At 33.2% G+C, this 24437-nt stretch carries 35 protein-coding genes and 1 pseudogene; 19 read left to right on the top strand and 17 right to left on the bottom strand.

The genetic code is table 11. The annotated features are described in order from the left end of the window. The first annotated feature begins 10 nt into the window (after positions 1 to 10). The 4 genes from BWGOE10_RS14015 (at position 11) to BWGOE10_RS33430 (ending at position 3282) form a co-directional block, all read left to right on the top strand. The gene (locus tag BWGOE10_RS14015) at positions 11 to 997 is read left to right on the top strand and encodes an aliphatic sulfonate ABC transporter substrate-binding protein (protein ID WP_070143499.1); all 987 of its coding nucleotides are present in this window, start codon (positions 11 to 13) and stop codon (positions 995 to 997) included. A gap of 16 nt (positions 998 to 1013) precedes the next feature. After that, positions 1014 to 1862, top strand: a complete 849-nt coding sequence (locus tag BWGOE10_RS14010) for an ABC transporter permease (RefSeq protein ID WP_070143497.1) — start codon at positions 1014 to 1016, stop codon at positions 1860 to 1862. A gap of 76 nt (positions 1863 to 1938) precedes the next feature. Then, positions 1939 to 3051 (top strand): FMNH2-dependent alkanesulfonate monooxygenase, encoded by a 1113-nt coding sequence (ssuD, locus tag BWGOE10_RS14005; protein WP_070143495.1) that lies wholly within the window; start codon positions 1939 to 1941, stop codon positions 3049 to 3051. Between the two features lie 138 nt (positions 3052 to 3189). Next, entirely contained in the window at positions 3190 to 3282 is a 93-nt protein-coding gene (locus BWGOE10_RS33430; RefSeq protein ID WP_001289318.1) for a putative holin-like toxin, read from the top strand. Between the two features lie 228 nt (positions 3283 to 3510). Here the strand turns inward: BWGOE10_RS33430 and BWGOE10_RS14000 are convergent, their stop codons facing one another. Continuing rightward, positions 3511 to 4332, bottom strand: coding sequence for an HNH endonuclease (locus BWGOE10_RS14000; protein ID WP_002110427.1), 822 nt, complete (start codon positions 4330 to 4332; stop codon positions 3511 to 3513). A gap of 149 nt (positions 4333 to 4481) precedes the next feature. Here BWGOE10_RS14000 and BWGOE10_RS13995 point away from each other — a divergent pair, with 149 nt between their 5' ends. Continuing rightward, the gene (locus BWGOE10_RS13995) at positions 4482 to 5567 is read left to right on the top strand and encodes an AI-2E family transporter (protein WP_070143493.1); all 1086 of its coding nucleotides are present in this window, start codon (positions 4482 to 4484) and stop codon (positions 5565 to 5567) included. 373 nt (positions 5568 to 5940) lie between these two features. Here BWGOE10_RS13995 and BWGOE10_RS13990 read toward each other — a convergent pair whose 3' ends face one another. From BWGOE10_RS13990 to BWGOE10_RS13960, 7 genes are read right to left on the bottom strand one after another with little or no spacing between them, the layout of a single operon-like run. Continuing rightward, the gene (locus BWGOE10_RS13990) at positions 5941 to 6081 is read right to left on the bottom strand and encodes a YrzI family small protein (RefSeq protein WP_002142199.1); all 141 of its coding nucleotides are present in this window, start codon (positions 6079 to 6081) and stop codon (positions 5941 to 5943) included. A gap of 27 nt (positions 6082 to 6108) precedes the next feature. Beyond that, complete coding sequence (locus BWGOE10_RS13985; RefSeq protein WP_000672237.1) at positions 6109 to 6249, bottom strand: YrzI family small protein; 141 nt, start codon at positions 6247 to 6249, stop codon at positions 6109 to 6111. Positions 6250 to 6275: 26 nt separating this feature from the next. Beyond that, positions 6276 to 6419: a YrzI family small protein gene (locus BWGOE10_RS13980; RefSeq protein ID WP_016100548.1), complete on the bottom strand. Its 144-nt coding sequence runs from the start codon at positions 6417 to 6419 to the stop codon at positions 6276 to 6278. Positions 6420 to 6445: 26 nt separating this feature from the next. Next, a complete protein-coding gene (locus tag BWGOE10_RS13975; protein ID WP_070143491.1) occupies positions 6446 to 6589 on the bottom strand; it encodes a YrzI family small protein in 144 nt (47 codons plus the stop codon). Positions 6590 to 6615: 26 nt separating this feature from the next. Beyond that, entirely contained in the window at positions 6616 to 6759 is a 144-nt protein-coding gene (locus BWGOE10_RS13970) for a YrzI family small protein (protein ID WP_002120144.1), read from the bottom strand. Between the two features lie 28 nt (positions 6760 to 6787). Beyond that, positions 6788 to 6931, bottom strand: coding sequence for a YrzI family small protein (locus BWGOE10_RS13965; RefSeq protein ID WP_000142704.1), 144 nt, complete (start codon positions 6929 to 6931; stop codon positions 6788 to 6790). Positions 6932 to 6958: 27 nt separating this feature from the next. Then, positions 6959 to 7099, bottom strand: coding sequence for a YrzI family small protein (locus tag BWGOE10_RS13960; RefSeq protein ID WP_000156202.1), 141 nt, complete (start codon positions 7097 to 7099; stop codon positions 6959 to 6961). 438 nt (positions 7100 to 7537) lie between these two features. Between BWGOE10_RS13960 and BWGOE10_RS13955 the strand changes: the two genes are divergently transcribed. The 6 genes from BWGOE10_RS13955 to BWGOE10_RS13930 all read left to right on the top strand — a co-directional run bounded on the left by BWGOE10_RS13955 (position 7538) and on the right by BWGOE10_RS13930 (position 11361). Further along, complete coding sequence (locus BWGOE10_RS13955) at positions 7538 to 8131, top strand: DUF4825 domain-containing protein (RefSeq protein ID WP_070143489.1); 594 nt, start codon at positions 7538 to 7540, stop codon at positions 8129 to 8131. Between the two features lie 169 nt (positions 8132 to 8300). Beyond that, complete coding sequence (locus BWGOE10_RS13950; RefSeq protein ID WP_070143487.1) at positions 8301 to 8678, top strand: GntR family transcriptional regulator; 378 nt, start codon at positions 8301 to 8303, stop codon at positions 8676 to 8678. Then, positions 8678 to 9550 (top strand): ABC transporter ATP-binding protein, encoded by an 873-nt coding sequence (locus BWGOE10_RS13945; RefSeq protein ID WP_070143486.1) that lies wholly within the window; start codon positions 8678 to 8680, stop codon positions 9548 to 9550. Before BWGOE10_RS13950 ends, BWGOE10_RS13945 begins: the two co-directional genes overlap by 1 nt. Further along, the gene (locus BWGOE10_RS13940) at positions 9547 to 10218 is read left to right on the top strand and encodes a DUF4052 family protein (RefSeq protein WP_070143484.1); all 672 of its coding nucleotides are present in this window, start codon (positions 9547 to 9549) and stop codon (positions 10216 to 10218) included. The genes BWGOE10_RS13945 and BWGOE10_RS13940 overlap by 4 nt, the downstream gene beginning before the upstream one ends. Positions 10219 to 10254: 36 nt before the next feature. Then, positions 10255 to 10734, top strand: a complete 480-nt coding sequence (locus tag BWGOE10_RS13935) for a CcdC family protein (protein WP_070143482.1) — start codon at positions 10255 to 10257, stop codon at positions 10732 to 10734. A 117-nt stretch (positions 10735 to 10851) separates the two neighbouring features. Then, positions 10852 to 11361 (top strand): 2'-5' RNA ligase family protein, encoded by a 510-nt coding sequence (locus BWGOE10_RS13930; protein ID WP_070143480.1) that lies wholly within the window; start codon positions 10852 to 10854, stop codon positions 11359 to 11361. Between the two features lie 19 nt (positions 11362 to 11380). Here the strand turns inward: BWGOE10_RS13930 and coaW are convergent, their stop codons facing one another. The 8 genes from coaW to BWGOE10_RS30055 form a co-directional block, all read right to left on the bottom strand. Further along, positions 11381 to 12202: a type II pantothenate kinase gene (gene coaW / locus BWGOE10_RS13925; RefSeq protein ID WP_070143478.1), complete on the bottom strand. Its 822-nt coding sequence runs from the start codon at positions 12200 to 12202 to the stop codon at positions 11381 to 11383. Positions 12203 to 12229: 27 nt separating this feature from the next. Beyond that, positions 12230 to 12628 carry a 3-hydroxyacyl-ACP dehydratase FabZ family protein gene (locus tag BWGOE10_RS13920; RefSeq protein ID WP_070143477.1) on the bottom strand — a complete coding sequence of 133 codons (399 nt, stop codon included), beginning with the start codon at positions 12626 to 12628 and terminating at the stop codon, positions 12230 to 12232. A gap of 55 nt (positions 12629 to 12683) precedes the next feature. Beyond that, a complete protein-coding gene (locus tag BWGOE10_RS13915; RefSeq protein WP_070143475.1) occupies positions 12684 to 13883 on the bottom strand; it encodes an LL-diaminopimelate aminotransferase in 1200 nt (399 codons plus the stop codon). A 176-nt stretch (positions 13884 to 14059) separates the two neighbouring features. After that, positions 14060 to 14428, bottom strand: a complete 369-nt coding sequence (locus BWGOE10_RS13910) for a hypothetical protein (protein ID WP_070143473.1) — start codon at positions 14426 to 14428, stop codon at positions 14060 to 14062. Positions 14429 to 14650: 222 nt separating this feature from the next. Then, positions 14651 to 14944, bottom strand: coding sequence for a hypothetical protein (locus tag BWGOE10_RS13905; RefSeq protein ID WP_070143471.1), 294 nt, complete (start codon positions 14942 to 14944; stop codon positions 14651 to 14653). Positions 14945 to 15107: 163 nt separating this feature from the next. Beyond that, entirely contained in the window at positions 15108 to 16310 is a 1203-nt protein-coding gene (locus BWGOE10_RS13900; RefSeq protein WP_070143727.1) for an MFS transporter, read from the bottom strand. Positions 16311 to 16617: 307 nt separating this feature from the next. Continuing rightward, positions 16618 to 17052 carry an exosporium protein ExsC gene (gene exsC, locus BWGOE10_RS13895; RefSeq protein ID WP_070143725.1) on the bottom strand — a complete coding sequence of 145 codons (435 nt, stop codon included), beginning with the start codon at positions 17050 to 17052 and terminating at the stop codon, positions 16618 to 16620. A gap of 170 nt (positions 17053 to 17222) precedes the next feature. Further along, a complete protein-coding gene (locus tag BWGOE10_RS30055) occupies positions 17223 to 17375 on the bottom strand; it encodes a YqbF domain-containing protein (protein WP_078174330.1) in 153 nt (50 codons plus the stop codon). A gap of 484 nt (positions 17376 to 17859) precedes the next feature. Between BWGOE10_RS30055 and BWGOE10_RS13890 the strand changes: the two genes are divergently transcribed. The 8 genes and pseudogenes from BWGOE10_RS13890 to BWGOE10_RS13855 all read left to right on the top strand — a co-directional run bounded on the left by BWGOE10_RS13890 (position 17860) and on the right by BWGOE10_RS13855 (position 23186). Continuing rightward, on the top strand, positions 17860 to 18198 hold the full coding sequence (locus BWGOE10_RS13890) for a hypothetical protein (RefSeq protein WP_070143469.1): 339 nt from the start codon (positions 17860 to 17862) through the stop codon (positions 18196 to 18198). 217 nt (positions 18199 to 18415) lie between these two features. After that, a complete protein-coding gene (locus BWGOE10_RS13885; RefSeq protein ID WP_070143467.1) occupies positions 18416 to 19201 on the top strand; it encodes a class I SAM-dependent methyltransferase in 786 nt (261 codons plus the stop codon). 69 nt (positions 19202 to 19270) lie between these two features. Further along, a complete protein-coding gene (locus BWGOE10_RS13880) occupies positions 19271 to 19459 on the top strand; it encodes a DUF3970 family protein (protein ID WP_002168186.1) in 189 nt (62 codons plus the stop codon). A 77-nt stretch (positions 19460 to 19536) separates the two neighbouring features. After that, positions 19537 to 20501, top strand: a pseudogene (locus BWGOE10_RS13875) (nucleoside hydrolase). A gap of 124 nt (positions 20502 to 20625) precedes the next feature. Further along, entirely contained in the window at positions 20626 to 20868 is a 243-nt protein-coding gene (locus BWGOE10_RS13870; protein ID WP_070143465.1) for a GlsB/YeaQ/YmgE family stress response membrane protein, read from the top strand. A 93-nt stretch (positions 20869 to 20961) separates the two neighbouring features. Beyond that, on the top strand, positions 20962 to 21357 hold the full coding sequence (locus tag BWGOE10_RS13865; protein WP_002110404.1) for a hypothetical protein: 396 nt from the start codon (positions 20962 to 20964) through the stop codon (positions 21355 to 21357). A 254-nt stretch (positions 21358 to 21611) separates the two neighbouring features. Beyond that, on the top strand, positions 21612 to 22457 hold the full coding sequence (locus BWGOE10_RS13860; RefSeq protein ID WP_070143464.1) for a DUF5700 domain-containing putative Zn-dependent protease: 846 nt from the start codon (positions 21612 to 21614) through the stop codon (positions 22455 to 22457). A 24-nt stretch (positions 22458 to 22481) separates the two neighbouring features. Then, positions 22482 to 23186, top strand: coding sequence for a YjgB family protein (locus tag BWGOE10_RS13855; protein ID WP_070143462.1), 705 nt, complete (start codon positions 22482 to 22484; stop codon positions 23184 to 23186). 14 nt (positions 23187 to 23200) lie between these two features. Here BWGOE10_RS13855 and BWGOE10_RS13850 read toward each other — a convergent pair whose 3' ends face one another. After that, the gene (locus BWGOE10_RS13850; protein ID WP_070143460.1) at positions 23201 to 24406 is read right to left on the bottom strand and encodes an MDR family MFS transporter; all 1206 of its coding nucleotides are present in this window, start codon (positions 24404 to 24406) and stop codon (positions 23201 to 23203) included. Between the last annotated feature and the right edge of the window lie 31 nt (positions 24407 to 24437).

Genomic DNA, 24437 nt, shown 5'->3' with positions numbered 1-24437 from the left:
GGGAATATAAATGAATAGAAATATGAGGGGTATCTATTTGGTAATTGCACTTTTCCTATTTTTAATAGGCTGCGAAAACAGTAAAGCTAATGACAAGAAAGAAGATATCACAATTCAAATCGGTATACAGCAAGGATTAAGTCCACTATTATTAGCGCAGAAAAAGGGATGGTTTGAAGAAGAGTTTAAAAAGGAGGGTGTGAAAGTAAAATGGACTGAGTTTCAAAGTGGCCCTCCTTACTTTGAAGCAATTGCATCGAATCGTTTAGACTTTGGTGAAGTCGGAAATTCTCCAGTTATTTCAGCGCAAGCAGCAGGAATAGGATTTACGGAAATTGCAAATACAAGCTATGCGAGAAAAGGAACTGGAATTTTAGTTCAAAAAGATAGCAAGATTACGAGTGTAAAAGATTTGAAAGGTAAAAAAATTGCAGTAGCAAAAGGAAGTAGTGCTTTTAATTTATTATATCGAGCACTAGATAAAGAAGGCATCGATGCGAAGGATGTAAATGTGATTCAGTTACAACCAGATGAAGCACAGCCTGCATTCGAATCAGGATCAGTAGATGCATGGGCAATTTGGGATCCTTTCATATCGTTACATACGGTAAATAAAGGAGCGAAGGTGATCACAGATGGTGAAACATTAAATGTTTCATCTCCAGAGTTTCTTATTACAAGAACAAAGTTTGCGAAAGAGCACCCAGAATTAGTAGAAAAGTTTCTAAAAGTCTATGAAAAAGCGCTTGTTTGGCAAGAATCAAACTTAGATGAAGCGATTAAAATATATACTTCTGCAAAGAAAATTGATGCAGAGATTGTGAAAGAAGTATTCAATCACGACAAACCAATGTTAGTTCCAGTTACGAAAGAAATAATAGCGGAACAGCAAAAAACAGCCGATTTTCAATTTAAGCTTGGTTCCATTAAGAAAGAAATTAAGACGGATAAAGTTGTAGATAATTCGTTTGTAGAAAAAGCGTTAAAGGCGAGGTGAAAGGAGGTTATGTAAAATGGAGAATACGAAAGCCTTTATTAAGCCAACAAGTATAAAAATCGAAAAGAACGGTGCAAAGAAGATTCGGAAAACGAATTTTAAAGTATTAATAAGGGCGATTACTATACCAATAATCGTGTTAATTATTTGGCAGTTATCTGGCATGTTAGGATTCGTTTCTAAAACAGTTTTACCGACGCCCTTTGATATTTTTCTAGCCTTTCAAGAACTAATAAAAACAGGAGAGTTATTTGGTCATTTAGGTATTAGTGTGTTCAGAGCCGCTGCTGGTTTCTTTATCGGAGGTAGTCTAGGAATTATTTTAGGAACGATAGTAGGTTTTTCAACGAGAAGTGAGCAATATTTAGATCCTTCAGTACAAATGTTAAGGACGGTACCGCATTTAGCAGTTGCACCACTTTTTGTATTATGGTTTGGATTTGGGGAAACATCAAAAGTATTACTTATTGCAGACGGGGCATTTTTTCCATTATACGTAAATGCTTTTTTAGGAATTCGTGGTGTTGATTCCAAGTTGTTTGACGTTGCTAGAGTATTAGAATTTAGTAAAAGAAAGTTGATTACAAAATTGATTTTACCAGCAGCATTGCCGAACCTTTTACTTGGGGCAAGATTATCTTTAGGTGTTGCATGGGTAAGTTTAGTAGTAGCAGAACTGATGGGATCTACAGAAGGTATTGGCTATATGATTATGGATGCAAGGCAATTTTCCAATACAGACATCGTATTTGTCGGCATTATTATCTTTGCATTTGTTGGAAAGTTTTCTGATTCACTTGTACGTTTACTAGAAGTGAAGTTTTTGAGATGGCGAGATAATTTTAAGGGTGAGACAGGGAATTAACATATAAATTATTAGTGCTAATTTATATAGAGCGATTTGTTATACGTTTCAAAATAAAAAAGGGGTGTGTAAAGGTATGGAAATATTATGGTTTATTCCGGCTTATGGAGATGGTCGATATTTAGGAACGACAAAACGAGGAAGAGCAGCTGAATATGGTTACTATAAACAAGTTGCCGGGGCAGCTGATTATTTAGGATATACGGGTGTTTTACTTCCAACTGGCCAAGGGTGTGAAGACCCCTGGGTATTAGCTTCAGCTCTTGCTGCTGAAACAGAGAAGTTAAAATTTTTAGTTGCAGTTAGACCAGGACTGATGTCACCGACAGTTGCAGCGAGAATGGCATCAACATTTGATAGAATTTCAGAAGGACGACTTTTAATTAATGTTGTAGCTGGGGGGGATCCAGTTGAGTTACATGGAGATGGGCTTTTCCTTGATCATGATGAAAGATATGAAGCAGCGGATGAATTTTTGGGAATTTGGAAGTCAACTTTACAAGGTGAAACAATCTCTTTAGAAGGAAAACATATTAAAGTTACGGATAGTAAAGTTGTATTTCCACCAGTTCAAACACCTTATCCACCTATATATTTCGGCGGATCATCAGCTGCGGGTAAAGAAGTTGCTGCGGAACATAGTGATGTATATATAACGTGGGGAGAGCCACCAGAGCAAGTGAAAGAAAAAATAGAAGAAGTAAGAAAACTTGCAGAAGCGAAAGGGCGTACTGTGCGATTCGGTATTCGATTACACATTATCGTTCGAGAAACGGAAGAGGAAGCATGGGAAGAGGCAGAACGTTTAATTCAATATGTAGATAATCAAACAATTGAGCTTGCTCAAAAGACATTTGCAAGATATGATTCAGTTGGTCAAAAACGGATGACACATTTAAATAAAGGAACAAGGGAGTCGTTAGAGATAAGTCCTAACTTATGGGCTGGAATCGGACTTGTAAGAGGTGGTGCAGGTACTGCACTTGTAGGAGATCCGCATACAGTAGCGGAAAGAATAAAAGAATATGAATCCCTAGGAATCGATACATTTGTTTTATCAGGATATCCTCATTTAGAAGAAGCGTATGAAGTAGCAGAACTGTTATTTCCTTTGTTGAAAGACGAGAAGAAACAAAGAAATAAAATTGTTGGTGAAATGATAGCTGATGCATATGCATTAGAAAAATAATGAGAAAAAACCCGCAAGTAATTCGCTTGCGGGTTTTCATCGTAAACTATCAGAAAATATGATAAAATTAAGAGGTAACTTATGGTACGGTTGGTTGTTCAATTATCACTTCTCCGAGTAGGAGGGGGGTGATAATAAGTGAGTGAAATTGCGTTGTTACTGCAAGGTGGACTGTTTCTCATTGCATTGTTAACGTTTATTGTCGTCTTAATTGACAAGCTCAAAAAATAACAACCCACCTATGCCTATAGAATGTGGGTTGTTGTGTTTGTACGAAACAAATAGGATAAATGAACAATCCAATCTGCTAAGTTACGTGGACTAGTGTGTAGCCGCACACTAGTCTTTTTTATTTATATACAGTTTTTAATTGTTTTATGTGATTGTATTGTTCTTTTCATACTCATTATAACACAGTGTCTTTTCATGAAGAAAGGAGACCGTATGTTCTTATGTGGATTAAATAGAACGTGTAGTTTCTTTAAATAGCCCATCCATATACTGTTTTAAACTTTCCACAAAAAATCCTTTTTTGTCTACATTATTTACGCCGACAATTGGTGATGGAAGATTGTATCTTTTTTCTGATAAATGAACAACAACATCAAAAATATCAAATAGGCGAATGAAGCAGAACAGACCGTCTTTATCACTAAGTAAAATAAAGTAATGGTTTTCGCTCGTTGTATTTAATGTATTCCATAAAGAGCTTTTGCTTAAGTCACGAACGATACTCTTTTCCTTTAATTCCATGAAATCGGCATTTAATAGAATGGTAGAAATATCAATCGCATCTGGATCGTCAAAGTAGCCATCAATTGTTTGTACAGCAAAAGTATAAGCCATTTTTAATACACTCATTTTATATTTACGGTTATCTAAAAGCAATTCACGTTGAATAGAACTAGCTACTTTTGTTACGCGCTCTTCTTTCCAAATTTCATTATGTAATGAAATATCGTGCTTTTTACATAGTTTCATAATCAATGCATTGGAATAAAGTATCTCATCACTTACTTCGACTACATCTGTCTCAGCGGCTGCTAGCTCCTCACCATGTTCATTCGTATAGAGAGGGGAGTCGATTTGTTTTTTCATTTGCTCAATCTTATATTGACTTAATTTATGTCTAATTAAAGGACGGTCAATATTTGTTGTCATATGTTCATGACAGGAATCACAAATTGAGTTTGTGAAATAATATCCACATAATATCTCTGGAATGACATATTGTTCACTAAGTTCTTTCGTATCTTTTCTGCAAATGATGCATTGTGTCATATTTATCACCTTTACCTGCAAATTTGTCTGTAATCTCATTGTAGTGTATTTAATGGGATTTTGGAATATTGTAAAGGAAAATATTATGTGAAATCTAAGTTTAATTTGGTACAATGAAGAGAAGTGCTAGTTTAAAGGAGGACGTTTTTTTGAAATCGAAAGTGCACTTTTGGACATTAGAAGTGCTGATGGTTGTAGGAATCATATTTATTTGCACAAAAATATCGTTTCTATTTCAACCGATTGGTATCTTCATATCAACATTATTTTTCCCAATTTTAATCGCGCTATTTTTATACTTCATATTTAACCCTGTGTTAGTCTTTTTGGAGAATAAAAAAGTACCTAGAGGTTTAGCGATTTTACTACTGTACCTTTTTATCATTACATTAACTGGAGTTGCAATTGGAGTAGTCGTTCCAACCATCTCACAACAGTTAATGGATTTAGTAAAAAATATGCCGACTTATATAAAAGAGGGAAAAGTATACATACAAGATCTATCCCATCATAGGTTATTTGAATGGTTATCTACACAAAACTACGTTTCCATTGAAACAATTGAGAAAAATGCGATTGAATACTTAAAGGGTATACCAAACACAATTACGTCGAGTGCAACGGCTTTATTTGGTATTATCACGAACGTGGCGTTAGTTATCTTTACAGTACCGTTCATTTTATTTTATATGTTTAAAGATGGACATGCATTTCCAGGAAAAGCTGTTAGTGTATTACCAGAGTCTTACCGTGAAGAAGGACTTCGTATCATAAAGGAAACGAACGAAACATTATCTGCATATATTCAAGGTCAAGCGCTCGTTTGTTTATTTATAGGTGCTTTTACATTTACGGGTTATTTAATTATCGGTTTACCGTATGCTTTCGTTTTAGGAATTATCGCAGCATTTACAAATATAATTCCGAACTTAGGTCCATTTATCGGAGCAGCACCAGCTGTCATTATAGGTCTGTTCGTATCTCCGATGCAAGCTTTGTACGTAATTATTATAGTAACAATCGTACAACAGTTTGAAAGTAACATCATTTCACCGCGTATTATGAGTTCAAAATTAAATATCCATCCGTTAACAATTATCATCCTTATTTTAGGGGTAGGTAATTTCGCGGGAATTATCGGAATGATTTTAGCAGTACCAGCTTATGCGGTAACAAAAACGGTTGTTTCGAACTTAGTGAGATTGTTTAAGACGAAACGAAGTAAACGGAAATAGAATATGTTGAGAAAGATACACCGCTTAATAGTGGTGTATCTTTTGTTTTTTAGAGTGTATGAAATACGTATTATTATATATTTTTTACACATCAAATCAGGCGGCAAATTTGTGTTAAATAAACTTTATCCCGCTATTTGTGGGCAGTAAAACTCCCACCTCAAAATTCAGGTGGAGCAAAGAAGTTAGGTGGGAGCCCTGCTGCCCGATTGGTGAAGGCTAATAATCAGTGGGGGATGAATAAAACCCCCACTGATTAAAGTTTCACTTTATAAACTATGTGGAATCTCTCTGAACTATCCAAATCATTTCTTTACACCGCGTAATTAACATCATAATCGACTCCTTTCATTTCTAATATAAGTTCAAACAATTATAGGTGAGTGTAGTACTTGCTTCTACGATCACGAATTTCATCTATAATCTTTTTATACTGTTTTTCTTGTTTTGCTTCATTTGCAGATATAGTTTCTTTTTGAATCGTAATGGTTAAAAAGAAAAGGTGAAACTTCATACATGAATTCCTCCTTTCGAATAGGAATTACAGGTGACTACAATAATGACTTTGTCGTTCTTTTACGTTGTACATAGCCTGCTCAATTTGTCGGTCATGAAGCATATCAGACTCAGACAGTTTATTTTTTTGAATGGTAATAGTTAAAAATAATACTCTGAATTTCATTGGATTTTTACCCCTTTATAATTTATTTAGTAAAGACGATTGTAATAAGAGGACTGGCGCTCTTTTACTCCGTCCATAATATTTTTAATTTGTTGTTCACGAGAAATTTCATCTTTTGAAAGTTTACGTTTTTGAATGGTAATCGTTAAAAAGAAAGCCTTAAATTTCATTAGGATATTACCCCTTTATAATTTATTTAGTAAAGACGATTGTAATAAGAGGACTGGCGCTCTTTTACTCCGTCCATAATGTTTTTAATTTGTTGTTCACGAGAAATTTCATCTCTTGAAAGTTTACGTTTTTGAATGGTAATCATTAAAAAGAAAGCCTTAAATTTCATTAGGATATTACCCCTTTATAATTTATTTAGTAAAGACGATTGTAATAAGAGGACTGGCGCTCTTTTACTCCGTCCATAATGTTTTTAATTTGTTGTTCGCGAGAAATTTCATCTCTTGAAAGCTTACGTTTTTGAATGGTGATAGTTAAAAAGAAAGCTTTAAATTTCATTAGGATATTACCCCTTTAAAAAATATTTTTAATACATTTGTGTATAATACGAACTTTTAATGTCCGTTATTTTATCCATAGTTTGTTTTAATTGTTGTTTACGAAAGATTTCAGCTTCAGATAACGTTTTTTTCTGAAGTGCTGTCGTAAAAAAGAAAATATGAAAAGTCATAGACGAATTCCTCCTTTCGAAAAGGAATTACAGGTGATCGCAATAAAGCACTTGGCGCTCCTTAACATCATTCATAGCTTTTGTAATTTGCTCATTATGAAGAATTTCAGCTTTGGAAAGTGTATTTCTTTGAATCGTAATACTTAAAAACAATACGCTAATTGTCATCGAATGTTGCTCCTTTCTTTAAAAAATAATGTATGAGACTAAAAAATCGCACAAAAAAGCCACAGGAAGATATCGTTCTCCTACGGCTGGGCGTGAAAAAGCCACAGGAAAGTATACGACCTCCTGTGGCGAATTTATGAATTAAAAGAAATAAAGTACGATTTTAATTCTCCATTATGGTGGTCGAATTCATATTCAATTGTCCGAAAAACAAAGGTGCAGCTAACGCTAACGATAAAGCATCTAATTGTAATTTCATCATTTCATTCGACCTCCTTTTAGAATATTTTTCTTACGTTAGTAATTATATACAATTAATGGATAATTGTAAACATAAAAATTGAAAATTTTTAATTTTGATTAAAATGCGTATATTTTAAAGGTTTTTTAAGGGATACATTGTATAGATTGGATAATAAATAGAACTTGGGGTGTCTAATGAACTATATGAATAGAATAGCAGGTGTTATGCTAACAATTTTTTTATTTGTTACTGCTTGTTCTAATGGGGAACAAATAAAAGAAATATCACATATTGAACCTGGAGCTTTTAAAAAATATACGGGGACATACGTTGGAAATAATTCCGACGTTATTGAGATTGTTACAAACTTACCTGGTGGTGAAACAGTTCAAGGTTTAAATTTAGAAAATGAAAATATTAAAGTGGAATATGGTGCAAAAGAGAATGGAAATCTTACAGAAGAAATGATTGAGACGTATTGGTTTGATGGGAAGGATACGATGAAGAAGAATTTTCTCTTTAATGCTATTTATCTTGCAGTTTTAGTACTGAATGCGAAAGGGTATGAGTTTCAGATTGAAAATCAAAGTTTTGCATTGAAAAGAGAAGAACTTTTACCCATACTGTATAAAGAATTTAATGATTTGCCAAAGGATGATCTTATATGGAATAAGGGAATCGTAATGAATTTCTTTTACGGTAATCAAGAAAAAATAGAAAAGCTAGTTAATAATAAAGATTTTCGAAAGCAATTTTTTAATGAACATCCTGTGCGGGAATCTAAGTGATATGGAGGAAGATGTGGTTATTTAACGATTGAAAATACGGACATTTTTTAAAGGGAGTCATTCAGTATCGAATGATTCTTTTTTTGATGAAAATTATGGAAAAAAATATAACGTTGTGCTATGGTTAATTACATAAGTAATGAACCTATGAACCTAAGGTGGTGAAATCGTGAAACCTACTCTAGAACAAAATAAGTTAATATACATACAAATTGCAGAAACAATTGAATCTGATATTTTAAAAGACATATTACTTGAAGAAGAACAAGTTCCATCGACAAATCAATTTGCGAAGATGTTACAAATTAATCCGGCTACAGCTGCAAAAGGAGTAAATCTACTAGTGGATGAGGGGATTTTATATAAAAAGAGAGGGATCGGGATGTTTGTTGCAAAGGGAGCAAAAGAAGTCGTACTAAAAAAAAGACAAAATACTTTTATGACTGAATATTTGCCTAAAGTGTGGCAAGAAGCAAAAGTACTAGAAATATCAAAAGATGAATTGATGGAAATGATACAAAAAATTACGAAGGAGGGGAAAGAGTAATGTTTGCACTTGAAACGAGAGATTTAACGAAAAAATATAAAAAGAAAGTAGTTGTAAATGAAGTAACCATTTCATTGGAAGAGCATAAAATATATGGTTTGCTTGGAAGGAACGGAGCTGGGAAAACAACATTATTAAACCTTCTTGCAGGACAAATTATTTCAAGTAGTGGAAGTGTATCTATATTTGGCGAAAATGTTTTTGAAAATAGTAAAGCGATGCGAAGCATTTGTTTTGTTAGAGTGAAAGAAGAAGCACATTTAAGTTATAAAGTAAAAGAAATTTTTAAGTTATGTAACATGTTTTATAAAAATTGGAACCAGAAGTACGCTGAAGAACTGGCAGGGAAATTTCAGCTTAATATGAAAGAGAAATATCATAAATTATCACACGGAATGCAAACAGTTGTAGGGATTATTCAAGGTCTAGCAAGTAGGGCACCAATTACAATTTTTGATGAACCAACTACTGGTTTAGACGCAGCACATCGAGAGTTATTTTATAGTTTACTATTAGAAGATTACGGTGAGTACCCTCGAACAATTATATTATCAACACATTTAGTAGAAGAAGTAACCCATGTTATTGAAGATGTAATTATCATAAAAGAAGGAAGACTAGTTGTTCAATCATCGGTGGAAGATTTATTACAACAAGGACATATTATTTCAGGGCAAAAAGACAAAGTGGATGAGTTCTCGAACAATAAAAAAGTTATAAATCGAGAAGTTTATGGAAAGAAAGGTATAGCTGTTATATGGGAAGAGCTTTCTAGTGACGATTATTACTCTCTCGAAAAAGAAGGAATAGCAGTTGATAGAATTACATTACAAAAACTATTTATACACATAACTGGTGGTGAAGTGAAATGACGATGTTAATGAAGCAGTTGAAGTTACATATAAATTTTCATTATAAGGCAATTTTAATATTTTGGATTGTAGCTTTATTAATAAAAGGAGCTTTGAATGCTGCTCGTTTAAATGGATTGAAAATTAGTTATCTACCCGAAATTATCAATAATCCTTCAATAGCAATTATGATGTTTATAGTAGTGAGTACTTTCAATATACAAGATGATTTATTTCGTCTAGCTATTTCATTTGGTGTAACGAGAATACAATATTTCATGGGAGCGATTTGTTATATTGTACTGCAATCTGCGTTATTTTCATTTCTTCAAGTTATGCTTTTACAAGATATAAAATATGATTTAGGGAATGTTAGCATTGGAGAACAATTAACACAACAATTTATTTTACAATTTTTCTTTTATGTTACAATAGCATATTTCTTCCAAGTAGTAGTAGTTTTTAAACAACGATTTCAGTGGATTGGTCTCATGATTGGTGGAACGCTTTTCTTATCAACAAACAGTGTGCTTTATGGAGAAGTAGGGATAAACGGTTTATTATTTACGAGTGATGTATCTTTAATAGATATTCCCTATTTTACTGTGATTTCAATTGGATTAACCATTCTATATATCATAACTAGTAGTATATTTATTCGTAAAGTTTCATTTGAACAAACGGTTTGAAATATTGTTAGATTATTTTAGAGAGAAGGAAAGTATATGGGAGACACATCCTCACTAATTACAGTCTTTTTATGTGTTGCACTACTAATATTTTGGCGCCGTTATCGATCTATGTATAAGCCGATTAAGGGGACGGGAAAACGTATTTTGTGGCCATTACTATTTTTAACACCGGGGATAATATGGTTTTTTGGACCCGTACATCCAGCACCATTACAAGTAGTTATAGCAGCATTAATTGGGGTTCTTTTCGCTATACCACTTATAATTTTAACAAATTATGAGCGAAGAGATAATGGGAATATTTATACGAAAAAAAGTGCAGCTTTTTTAATTACTTTTATTGCACTTGTTGTTTTAAGATACGGTTCAAGGCAATATATTGTTAACTTAGATCAACAAACGATTGGTTTATTATTTTATGTCGTTGCAGTATCGTATATCATTCCTTGGAGAATTGCTTGTTATATAAAATTCAGGAAAGTTTTGAGAGAAAATAATAACCATGCTATATGAAAACTTCTCATTTGAGAAGTTTTTTATTTTTATATGCAAGCAAAATAATTTGTTGAAGTTCACGCTACCATACAATATGATAAATATAAAAAATTGAGGAGAGGGGGGGATATAAAAATGCGTACAATTTTACTTTTTCTAAATAACATGTCTACTGATGAGATAGAAAGTATTCGAGAAATACACGATCCTTTATTTGGTTTAATTCCTCCCCACATAACAATTGTATTTCCTTTTGAAAGTAATATTTCAAATGATGAATTGAAATCACATATTTCGAATCTGTCAAAAGGGATAGGTGCAATTGAAATTGAGTTTGCAAGTGGTGTAACTAGTATAGGAGACTATTTATTTTTAGAAATTGAGCAAGGAAAAGAACAAATAGAAGAGCTACATGATAAATTATATACAGGACCATTACTACCACTTTTGAGAAAAGACATTCCGTACATACCCCATGTAACAGTCGGAAGAAAAGAAAGCTCGCAGTTAGCTACTGAACTAGCAAGGGAGCTTCCTTGTTTTTATAAGAAGCTGCACTGTGTAATCGATAGAATTAGTGTGGAACGTATTGGGGAGGACGGAGAATCAATTATTGAATTTGAAGTACCATTGCAAAAAAACTGACAAAAGTCAGTCAGCTTTTTTATTTCGTACCATGAAGTAAAGTACCAATTGCACCACTATAACCGCCGTCTTGTAAGAAGATTGGTATTTTGTTTTGATATTCTGTATAGCTACTTATAATATTTTGAAGATGTACGTTATTACATAGAGTAGAACCGATGTAAATGATATGGTCAATATTTTTCGCTTCGGCGAATTGAAGACTTAATGCTGTGACGACTTCACCGACAAGCCCTTGAACGGTAGCGAGTATATCTGAACTACTATAATTTGAGTCTGTAATGGTCGCTTTTCCAAAATTGCTAGCAGTTAAGCTATTATCAATAGGGGAGAGAATACCTCCATAAATATCTCCAACCGTAATGTCTAGACTTTTTCTTGAGCCTATATTCGTAAGCGGAAGCATATCTTCAAAATGGTCTATATTTGTTAATAGTTTTGAAAGGCCCATAATTGTACCGCCGCCAACTCCAGTTCCACCAGCGCGAATGTATTGTTTGTCGTGAACGTAGTGAATGGAAGTACCTGTACCGATATTTGTTAGGACAAAGTTCTGTATAGTACGTTTTTCTTCTTTTAGTATGTGTCGTACGCCCCCTAATGTAGCTTCAAACTCGTTTAATTCTACTATTTTATACGAACCTGAAAGTAGTTGTTCTAACTGTTTAGCTTTACCACCTGTAATACATAATTGTATAATTGAATTATTATTATGAAGCCATTCTTTAATTCTTTTTTGTTCATATGAATAAAATTTTTCAAAAACTAATTTGTTCATTTCGTTAAAGTAAGCAATTTTTGTTAATGTTCCCCCAGCATCAATACCAACAACATTCCGCATTTTTCTACTCCTTACTATGTAATCTGTTTAATCAGCTTGATATATTAATAGCTTTTCAATGGTAACGATTGATTGACCGTTTACAGAGGCAATTCCTTTACCAAGAATAAAACCTCGTCTGTTACGTGTTAATTCATAATGTAAGTCAAGTTTATCACCGGGATACGCATTTTCATGAAATTCCACCCCATCTAATGAGGAGAGGAAACCAAGTCCTTCAGATTCACCTGTACTCACAAAGGCACTAAGTTGCGCTAGTGCTTCTACAATTAACATATGAGGCATATAGTTTTGATTGTTATTAATAAACCACTCATTATTTGTAATTAGTTTGTATCCTGTAGCTGATTGAGATTCTGTAACGCTTGTAATTTTATCGATCATTAAAAATGGATAGCGATGGGGAAGAGTATCTTTAATATTCATATCGTACCTCCAGGAATAATAATACCCCTGCTAAAGTTAAGCAGGGGAGTTATTATTAATTTTCAACTAATTCCGCTACTTTTTCAATAGAGAAAATACCGCTGTTTTTAATGTTTTCAACTGCTTCTTGCAATACTACTTTATCTTGAACTAGTGCAATACGTACAAAGCCTTCGCCGTGAGGACCAAATGCATGGCCTGGTGTGACAACGACATTTGCACGATCCATAAGTGCATAAGCGAACTCTAGAGAAGTCCATCCTTTCGGAATTTCAGCCCAAACGAACATACTTCCAGCTGGTTTATCGACATTCCAACCGAATTTGCGGAATCCGTCCACTAAAGTATCTCTACGTTCTTGGTAAATGCTTCGGTTTTTCTCGCAAAATGCAGCGCCGTGTCGTAATGCAGCGGATGCAGCTTTTTGAATTGGTAAAAACACACCGTAATCTGTATTAGACTTAAATTGCGTAAGCGCGCCGACAATTTCTTCGTTACCAATCATATAACCAATACGGCTACCAGCTAAACTATAACTTTTAGATAAAGAATTAATTTCAACGCCAACTTCTTTTGCACCAGGTACAGATAAGAAGCTAATCGGCTTTTGGCCATCAAAATAAAATTCAGCATAAGCAAAATCATGGACAACGATAATATTATGTTTTTTCGCGAATGCGATTACCTCTTTAAAGAAATCTTCATGAGCCATTGCTGGAACTGGATTCCCTGGGAAGTTCAAAATCATCATCTTCGCTTTATCAGCGATTTCTTCAGGGATAACTTGTAAGTTAGGTAAGAAATCATTTTCTTTCTTTAATGGCATGTAGTAAGATGTTGCACCGGCCATTTGAATGCCTGTTTCATAAGCTGTATATCCTGGATCAGGAACTAGTATTATATCTTCCGGATTTGCAAAAACCATAGGTAAATGAACGAGTCCGTCTTGTGAACCCATTAATAATAAAACTTCTTTTTCAGCATTTAATATAACATTATGAGTGTTGTTGTAATATTCAGTTACAGCTTCGTGAAATTCTTGTATGCCTGTTAATGTGTATCCATAGCTTTCTTTTTCACTTGCCGTATGTACCATTGCTTCTCTTACGAAATCAGCAGGAGGCATATCGGGATTTCCAATACTTAAATCAATCATTTTATGACCTGCTGCAATTTTCTCTTTTTTATAGGCCCCTAATTCACTAAATATAGAAGATTGGAATGCTTTCATTCTAGTTGCTAACGTGTAAGTCATCAAAATCCCTCCTAAAAACAGTGTTTTCTTTCTGCGTTTTTAATTATTCTGAAAACACATGTTTACATTTTATCATTTTTTTAAGAAAATTAAAACGATTGACAAATTTAGAGGGAGGATAATAAGGAGCAAAATAAAAATAACGCAGAAAATATTTTCTACGTTATAAATGAAGATTAATTGTTTGTTTTTTTATACGTACATGTTTTTTCAGTTGTAAAAAAGTATACATTTAATTTACTATCGACAACTTTTAAAGATTGATCCGATGTAAACGAGTTACCATAATCAATACGATAAACGTTAGAATTTTTAACAAACGATCCTTTAAATAAATCCTCTTTTTTATTTGTTGTTTGCATTTCCACTAAATTGTGAACAACCTTTTCTTTCTTTTCTTCTTTTACAACTGTTTCAAATTTATAATATACAGGGCATTCACCTTTTTTATTATCAATGACTTCCCAAGAGCCGTATATATCATTATTGCTACATCCACTAAGCAGAACGACTAATATAGGAAAAATAAGTAGAAACCTTTTCATTGTGTACTCCTTTCTTATTAGTATTTATAAACGTGCGAATACGATAGGAATATTGTAATGAATAAAGCTTAAATTTTTATAAAGAATTAATAAATTTTACATGAAAATATTGGCTGTGTTTGAAAAGGAAGGCATAAAAAAAGACATGATCCAGTAGAATGCCAGATGCATGCCTTACAACTATTTAAGTAAATTATGTTTCTAACTTATTTTAAATCAATACTATGTTTTTTTGATAATGAATGTGGAGGAAAGAAGGATTGCTATTCCATTTAAAATGTAAATACCTGCAATAATAAAGGCTAGAGCACCTAGGCTAAAACCACCTTTATTGAATATAGAAGCGAATGCTGTAGTAGTAAGAAAGACAATGGGAGTTAACAGTAAAAATACGAAACCTGCAACAATTCTTCTTTTAAAGCTATGTTGAGATAGGGAAATGGCTAAAAAGTTAATTACGCTAAACATAATTATAACAATAAGAAAAATCATTAATAACTGTACGAAGGCAGTCATTTCCACAACTCCTTTTTTAGATAATCTTTTCAATACTGTATTCGAAAGTAGGAAGGAATACTCCTTTAAATATTTACAGTGAACATAGTAATTAGGTTTTGTTCATATAAAACAAAGAGGCATGGATCAGTATAATACTAAATCCATGCCCAAGATGTTTATGTTATAAGTTCGCAGATTGCGACGTTTGTTTTTCAAATTGTTTCTGCTTAGATAGGGAAATGAAAATAATCAACAATGAAATGACGCCGAAAATTAGAACCATATACTGTAATCCAATCGTATCTAGGAAGAAACCAGTACCGAGTAAAACGATTTGGAACATAACTCTCTCAAACATATTACGGAATGAGAAGAGACGGCCGTGATAGCTTTTTTCCACTTTCGTTTGGAAAATTGTCGACATAATAGGGAAGAAGCAGCCAACACTAAATCCAAACAAACCAAATGAGGTAAGTGCCATCCATTTAATATCGCTAAAGAACAGCGAAAGGTGTGCAAAAGCGGTACAAAATGCGAAGAAGTATAGTAACTTTTCAGGTTTGAAATGATCAGATAAACGTTTAATAACGAATGCACCTAACATAAACGCTACACCTTCAATTGTATATATGAATCCTTTAATTGTCGGGTCATGTTGCATTTCGCTAATGTTAATAACCATTAAATTGAATCCAGCTATAAATAAAAGAGGGATAATACTTAATATAAGTGCTTTAAAAGCAATAGGGATGCCTTTTAAAATACGGAATACTTCCATAAAACTATTATCTTTAGCTGATTGTTTACTTGATGTAGCTGATTTTTCATCTTCAAATTGTAGGAAGAAAGTTGAGAGGAATAATAAAGCGTATGCTGCCATTGAGAAGGCATACATATACTGTAGACTCATTACAACTAAAAGAATTCCACCTAGTGAAGTACCTGCAATACGAGCGATTGTACCGATATTCATATGTACACCGTTCATCTGCAATAGCTCATGTTCCCGAACGATGAGTGGGATTACAGATTGTAATGCAGGGAAATAAAATGCCGCTGAAATTTGAAGTGCAATCATAAAAGCAATCATAAAGGCGATACTTTCATATTGAATAGCGAAAAACATGAAAATAACACTAAGAACACGACCAAATCCAGCGTAAAGAAGAACTTTCTTTTTTTCATACTGGTCAATGACACGACCAGCCATTGGACCAACTAGAACGCCAGCTAACAGTCCGATAAATAATATAACGGATTTCATAAAATCAGAAGGGACGTATTTTTGCATAAATTCAAGGTTGCCAAGAATACCAAGCCATAATCCAAGACCAGCAATAAACTCCCCAATTAATACGATCCAAACATTTTTATTACGCCACATAATTAAAAACCTCGCAGTCATTTATAATTTAAAAATCGTATATAAAACCTCCTAATTTATTCATTATTTTTTAACGTTCTTTTTTTAGAGTCAGAGTCTATATTACGTGTTTCATTAGTGGATTTCAATTTTTTTGATTTGTAAAAAAATCACTTTATTAAGTACTGAAATAAGCAATTCAAAATGTAAAAAAGCTTATGCTTAAATACCAATTGATAGTAAAGATAAACATAGAAAAAATAAAAAAGCAAGAACGTATATACTACGTCTCGCTTTTTTGAAATACAAAATTAAACAATAAATTTACTTAGCAACACTTATGATCTTGTCCAATAGCTAAACCGCTAAAAGATAGTGGACCAACAACATCTGCACTTGCACCACTAGTAAGGTTTTCTACAGTTAATGAATATTCGTGAGTCCCGCAGCAAACATTTTGATCTATAGCTTGAAATGTTTGCGCGTAAAATTGCTCAGAATCTGTAGATTCAATCCCTACTTGAGCGTTGAAGATTTCTGTATTGTCACGGAAAATTCGGAATAAAACTTGTGAAATCTCAGTTATACCTTCAACTCCAACTGTAGCAATTAATTCTACTCGATTATTACGTGAATCTATTCTTGAAATTTTTAATTTAATATTAGCTAGAATTGCTTTGTTTGGGGAATGGGGAATTGTAAAAGTTGTTTCACCAGTTTTATTTATTGGTTGAGTAGCTTGGTAATCAATGATATGAGTTATATTCGTCACCTCCTCATATACTAAAATATGAAGGGAACGATGGATTAGATTGGACATATAATAGAAGATATTAATAGAATTGAGAAATAATATTGAATACTGGAAGTTAATATAAAAGCATCAAAAAGGAATCACAAGTATGTGAGCTGTTTTTTGATGCTTTTCATACTTTAGGCAGAAAACTCTTCTTTACGTACTTCGAAGAATTCATTCCGGCGTAAGTAATTAAAAATTTTCTCTGAAACCTCTTTTTCCTCGGATATTAAGAAACGATGATCAAAAGCATAGAAAGATTGACCTTTAATTAATTTTACGTAGTATATTTTACACGCCTCCTTTAAATTAGGATTCTTAAATACTTTCTATTATGATGACCTATCTGGTTGTTAATAATACTTAAAGTTTCAAAGGGAAGAAGTATAAATTCAAAAAAACATTGAAACAGCTTACAAATCTGTAATGTTTTTGTCACCTTTAACGATAGTTACAATTAACCAATATCTCCTATACTACAAATAAGTTTCATAAAACAAGGGGGGAGAAAGATGGAGGAAGTAATTGGAGAAGTTGTAGCAGGGATTTGTGAATTTGTAGTTGAAGTTACGGTGGAAGTTTTAGGAGATTTAGTTTCCGGAAATGATGAAGAGAAAGAAACATTATAAAATTTGTAAAAAGTTTAAAGATAAACAATGTGTAAAAGTTGATTTCTAAAGGGAAGTCAGCTTTTATATTTTTTACATTATATTAATAATATTTAAATATTCATCTGTTATGATGTTAGTGAAACCAATAAAGGAGCTGATCGATATGAAGATGCCGAATTCTAGATGTGATGTACCTGATTCTAGTACGATTGTGGTGAATATAAATGAAAAGCAATATCACTTTATTGTTCGTATACATCCACTTGCAGGAAAAATTATAGCACTATTTGAAAATGGGAAAGAATATGGTTTGCTTGATAAGCAAATCGCTAGTAGGAATAAATTTATTAGGTCAGAACTTACTAAGTTGGAGCATTTCAACATAGATATTCTTTATGATAGTCCTGGGTGGATATGGATTGGCATAGATCAATATGGATTGCATGCAAGAGAGGCTACTAATAGCGAATTAGAAGTTCTTGTGAAGTTACAGGGGGATTAAGTTATTTAGACGAGTAAGATGATCCTCCAATATAAGAGATATTTTGTGGGGGTGTGGGATAACTTCCCATAACCTTTTTTGTTTTATACTTAAAAATAAAAGAGTTAAATGATTTTGATAGAAGGACTCTAATACAAGAGATAAGCCTAAAAGAGGATTTGAAATTATATAAAGAGAATTTATAAATATAATACTTTATAGAAAGAAGATGATAAAAATGAGTAAAGAAGAACTTGTGAAACAACAATTTGGTAGTAATGCAGAGAAGTATGTGAAAAGTAAAATTCATGCAAAAGGACCGGATTTACAATATGTAGTTCAGCAAGTTGAAACTCGTCATAATACTCGTCTTCTTGACATTGCTACTGGTGGTGGACACGTTGCAAATTTGTTAGCCCCAATGTTTAAAGAGGTAGTCGCTCTTGATTTAACAGAAAAAATGCTAGAAAAAGCAAAAGGTTTTATAGAAGGGAACGGGCATGAAAATGTATCATTTGTAGCAGGAAATGCAGAAAGGTTACCATTTGCTGATGCATCCTTTGATACAATTACATGCCGAATTGCAGCACATCACTTTGTTGATCCTTTGCAATTTATTTTTGAAGTAAATCGAACGTTAGAGGATGAAGGATTATTTATATTAATTGATAATGTTTCACCAGAAAATAATGAGTTTGATACATTTTATAACTTTATTGAAAAGAAGCGAGATCCAAGCCATGAACGAGCTTTGAAAAAAACAGAATGGATTACTTTATTAGAAAAACATGGTTTGCAAATGCAGTCATGTCATACTTTTGATAAGAAGTTTGATTTTGATTGGTGGTGCGATATGATGGATGTACCTATGCAAAAACGTGTAAAGTTAACAGAGTGTATGATGAAAACATCAAATGAAATGCAGGGATTTTTCAACATACACTTTGATAATAATAAAGTAGAATCATTCTATACTGAAATGGCACTATTTGTATGTAAAAAAAGTTCAACATTAAAAAGATAAATTTCTTGCAGTCTTTCTGATGTACGATATACTTAGTACAGAGAAAATGAGAATTGAGGAATAGTAATAATGATTCGTGTACGTATTGAGGGAACCGAGGAAGAGATGCTTGAATTTTTAGAGAAAATGCCGGACATTTCTGGGTTTGAAAAAACACATATGAGAGAACCAAGAAAAGGGAATAATCCGAAATATGATTCAAGCAAAAATGTATTAGCATATTTATCTTATAAGAAGATTGAAGTCGCCAATAAATAGGCGGCTTTTTTAATTATCTCCGTTTCACCACCTTGTCTTTTTCGCATAATAATGATAGTAGATTATGCTGGAGAGGGGTGAGGAAAGTTAATAAAAAAATAATCTTTTTCGGAGATTTTGGAATTGATGATGCAGTAACGTTAATTTATGCGAATAAAACATGCAAATTAGATATTATAGGTATTGTTGCAGAGTATGGAAATGTATCAAGAGAAATTGTTACCGAAAATGTATATTTTTTAGAAAGATACTATGCTACAGAAATAAAGATTATCGAAGGTGCCAGTAGACCAATGACAGCTGAAGATCCTGTGTTCTTCCCTGAAATTCATGGAGATCACGGTTTAGGTCCAATCATTCCACCGAAAATGAGATTTTGTAACAACGAAAATTTTTGCGAATTGATTAAATTAATTGAGCCTTGTCCTGAAAATATTATTATTGTGGCGACGGGACGATTAACGACACTTGCAACATTATTTTTATTGTATCCAAATTTAATGAATCGAGTATATTCTTATTATATAATGGGCGGTGCTTTTCTATTTCCAGGTAATGTCACACCAGTATCTGAAGCTAATTTTACGGTGATCCAATTGCAGCAAATATCGTAATGAGATATGCGAAGAATGCTACTATATATCCGTTAAATGTAACACAAGAAGCTCTTATTACTCCTGAAATGGTCGATGTTATCGATAAAGAAGGAACAGGACAGGCGAAACTTATTAAACCAATGATTGATTTTTATTTTGAAAACTTTTATAAAAAAGAATATCCAGGTATTGCTGGAAGTCCGATCCATGATTTACTGCCGTTCATTTCTTTTATAAATGATGATATTTTTGAATATAAAAAATCAGCAGTTTGGATTAGTACGACAAATGATGTAACGAGAGGTCAAAGTGTTGCGGATTTTAGAAAAATAGCTGAGCCAACGACGTTTGATAATCGTCCTATACAAAGGATTGCCGTTGAATTTAATTATCAAGCGTTTAAAGACGAATTTATGAGTACAACATTGAAGCCGGATTGTCCTTAAAAGGTTGAGCAGATTTGAATGATTTTCATAAGACGAATAACTTACGAAAAATGAAACATAACTAATGGTAAGCAATTGTTTCAGATTATATTTTTATTGGTAAAATATATTAGGAGGTAATGATATGATTTGGTATTTAATCGTCGGTGGTATATTAGGATGGTTTGCAAGCTTGATTACTGGAAAGGATGTACCGGGCGGTGTAATTGGTAATATTATTGCGGGTATTATCGGTTCTTGGCTGGGTACGTTATTACTTGGTAAATTCGGTCCTGTTATTGGCGGATTTGCAATTATTCCCGCTTTAATAGGTGCAGTAATATTAATTTTCATTGTGAGCTTCTTATTACGAGCTATACGGAAATAAATAATAAGGGGCTGTTTACATTTGTGAGCAGTCCCTTTGTATTATGTTGTTTAATCTGTTATGCTACTTTTATACAATCAGGAGGTGTCAGCATTGAAATCATTTACAGTAAATTTTCATCAAGAGGATAATGCAAAGGCAACAACAGTACATAAATTAAGTGAAGAGGACTTCGATAAAGCAACAGAAAAAGGTACTCGTCATCTATTTGATTTAGATACAAACGTTGGTTTTTTCGTATTCTTTGATGCTGAAGATGCAGAAGGAAACGAGCAATACTTAATGTTACAATATGAAGGAGATCATGAAGAACCAAGTGCTTGCTACGGATTTGATTTGAAATTGTTCTATCAATTTTTAGCACTATACTTAAATGATCTTGAATTCCAAGGTGAAACAAATGAAGAAGAGGAAGAAAATGGTCCAATTCATCATTTAGCGCACTTACTTTACCATATCGTTGAAGATGGTAAATCTATCGAAGTATAATATACATATTTGAAGCTGTCCTTTAATAGGACAGCTTTTTTAATTATATAAATAGGCAATCTTAATGGATTTCTGATCATGACAAATGATTTGAATAAGATTCAGAAGGAACAAAACATTAAACCAGCAGGGAATGAGTATTCACTTTCTGCTGGTTTTTTGCATTTAAAGGAGATTTTGTAGCAGTTTATTTCAAGTTACAAAAAAGGATATAGCGAGTATGGAGAGAAGGTGTATACAAGGAGATGAATAAGATGATTAACAATACAATTCCAAGCTTTTTGAAGCTTTTGGAAAGCGATGATATAGGATTACATGACTTGAACAAATATTATGATATGTATCCAGAAGCATTTGGAGAGTATTTTAATTATCATTGTCCTAAGACGGAAGAACGTCTTTCTAGTGCAATTAAAAAGTATCCGGAAAAACTAGAAGACATTCGTATTATTTCGGAAACTTTACCATCTATTATTCAAGAAATTAGTGAGGAGTATCGCATTCAATTTGGTTTTAATATAGATTTGACTTTTCATCTATTTGTAGGTGGATTTGGTTCCAATGCATTTGTAGAAAGAGATATTATGGGGGATATATTTCTTGCGGCAGAAAAATTATCTCCTGAAAGGGAGCATCTTCGTGTTATCGTTGCTCATGAAATCGGACATATATATCATAATTTCGTATTACAAGAGAGCGGAATGGATTGGACTAATGCTGAATGGACTGATGCGTTGGTAAGTTTGTATCGTGAAGGTGTTGCAACTTATCTGTCAAAACAAATTGTTAAAGATTTAAGTGAGTCTGTTTACTATTCATATAATAGTGACGGTGATCCATGGTTCCAATGTTATAGAGAAAATGAGAAGCAGATTAAGAATCGTTTTTTACAAGATTACATTGAAGGATGGACAGCTGAAAAAGAGAAAGAATGGTTCCGTCTATCAGGCGGGAATTATTTCGGATACAATCGACTCGGTTATTTTTTAGGAAAATCATATATAGAGTATATAGTCCATACTTTTGGAGAAAACGAAGCACTTACTTTTTGGAGTGAAAATAATTTGAAGAGTAGTGTAATGGAATGGTTACAAAAGTGAATATGTTGAAGAGGGGGGCTGAAAATGATGAAAGTATATATGAAAGTACTTATATTTTTCCTAATTTTAACGTGTGTAATGGCATTAACCGCTTGTAAGAGTGCAGAAGAAAAGAAACAAACTAATCCAACATCAGAAAATAGTACGGAAGAAAAGAACGATAAGCCGGAAACGAGTAAAAAGAATGAGGAGGCTGCTCCGAAAAAAGAGAAAGAACCTGTGGAAAAACCAAAAGATCAAGACTCATCCAAACCTTCAAAAGACTCTAATTCAAAAAATACAGCAGTTAATCAAAAATCAATTAACCATATTAAAGATTTATTTGAGCTAGCGAAAGAAGGTAAAGTACCTAATGTTCCATATGCAGCACATTCAGGTGATATTGAAGAAATAGAGAAGGCATGGGGGAAAGCAAATAAGACGGAGCAAGCAGGAAGCGGGATGTATGCGACGTTTACAAATAAAAATGTTGTATTTGGCTTTAATAAAGGATCACAAGTCTTTGACGTGCGATCTTACCATTCAGAACTTAAAGTGATTACGTTACAAGAAATCGAAAAGGCTTTAGGAAAACCAGCGTCTGTTAAAGTAAATGGTAATGACAAAATATACGTTTATAAAGTAAATGACCAATTTGAATTGAAATTCGTTATTCCAAAGTCAACTGGTAAAGTACATCATATTTCTGTGTTTTCACCGGAGGATAGTATTAATAAAATGGCGGGTTAAATGAAGAGCTGATCCTATAGGGACAGCTCTTTTGTTTTTGTTCTCTCTAACGACTGAACAAAAACTGCTTGAATGATACCACCAATTATTAATAAGAAGGCACAAATATAAAATAGAGTACTACCGTTTAATTTACTTAATAACAATGCACCTACAAAAGGCCCGCAAGTTCTTGAAATATCCCAATGTATACCGTATATAGAAAAATATAATCCGCGTCTATGACTTGGAGCGATTTGTGAAACAAATCGTAGTAAGTGATTCAAAGCTATACTTTGCCCAATTACTAAAAAGAGCAATGTGAAGAATAATGACCATATTGTTGTGGAATAACCGTAGCCAATCGCAGCTAACGTATAGCAAGTATAGGAAATAACAATGATTTTAGGCATAGAAAATCGTTCAGACCATTTCACAAGGGAAATTTGGAGAATAACTTCCATGACTGCTTTGCAAGTTGAGATAAATACGAGTATGAATAAAAAATTTGGAAATACACTTTCGGCGAATATACGATAATTCGATTCGGTTTGAGCGTAGAAAAAACTAATAGGTAGTGTAGAAACCATAAGTCCAAACACAGCATAATGCTTTGAAATAAATTGTTTTGGCGAATATACTTCTTTAGTTTTATTAACGCTTTGTCTGAGTGGGACCGTTTCAGGAAGCTGCGTCCAAACGAGAATAGCATATAGCGTAAGGGCTACACCTTGCAAAATAAATAAATATTCAGGGTGACTAGTATAGAAAAAAGCACCAATTAATGGTCCGATTACAGAGCCAATCGCTCCCGTAGTATGCAGAACAGCAAATATTTCTGCCTGTTGTTCTTCCCTCGTTAAGTCAGCGATTTGAGCGCGCTGTGCCGGAATATATAAAGAGCGGCCAATACCATTTACTACATACAATAAGGCGAAAAAGGCGACTGTTTCAGCAAAAACGAATCCGCTTACGGCGAAAGCTTGTAAAACTAATCCGAGTAACATGATTTTCTTACGACCGTATTTATCTGTTACACCTCCAGCGATTAATGTAAACACAATATCAGCGAGAGGCTGCAATCCGAAAAGAAGCATTGTAACGATGACATTACCATTTAACGCTTTATTAACATGAACAATAAAAATGATAGCTAACATTGCTTCAGTCGTTCGGACTATCAATTCACCGAACAATCGAATGAGAATGGGCTTATTATAACGTTTTAAAAGATACTTCATTTTTATTTCCTCCTTTCTATATTGAAATGAT

The sequence above is a fragment of the Bacillus mycoides genome, assembly GCF_001757995.1.
Taxonomy (GTDB): Bacteria; Bacillota; Bacilli; order Bacillales; family Bacillaceae_G; genus Bacillus_A; species Bacillus_A mycoides_B.
The sequence above is the reverse complement of the archived record's forward strand: the minus strand, read 5'-3'. Positions and strand labels throughout refer to the sequence as shown.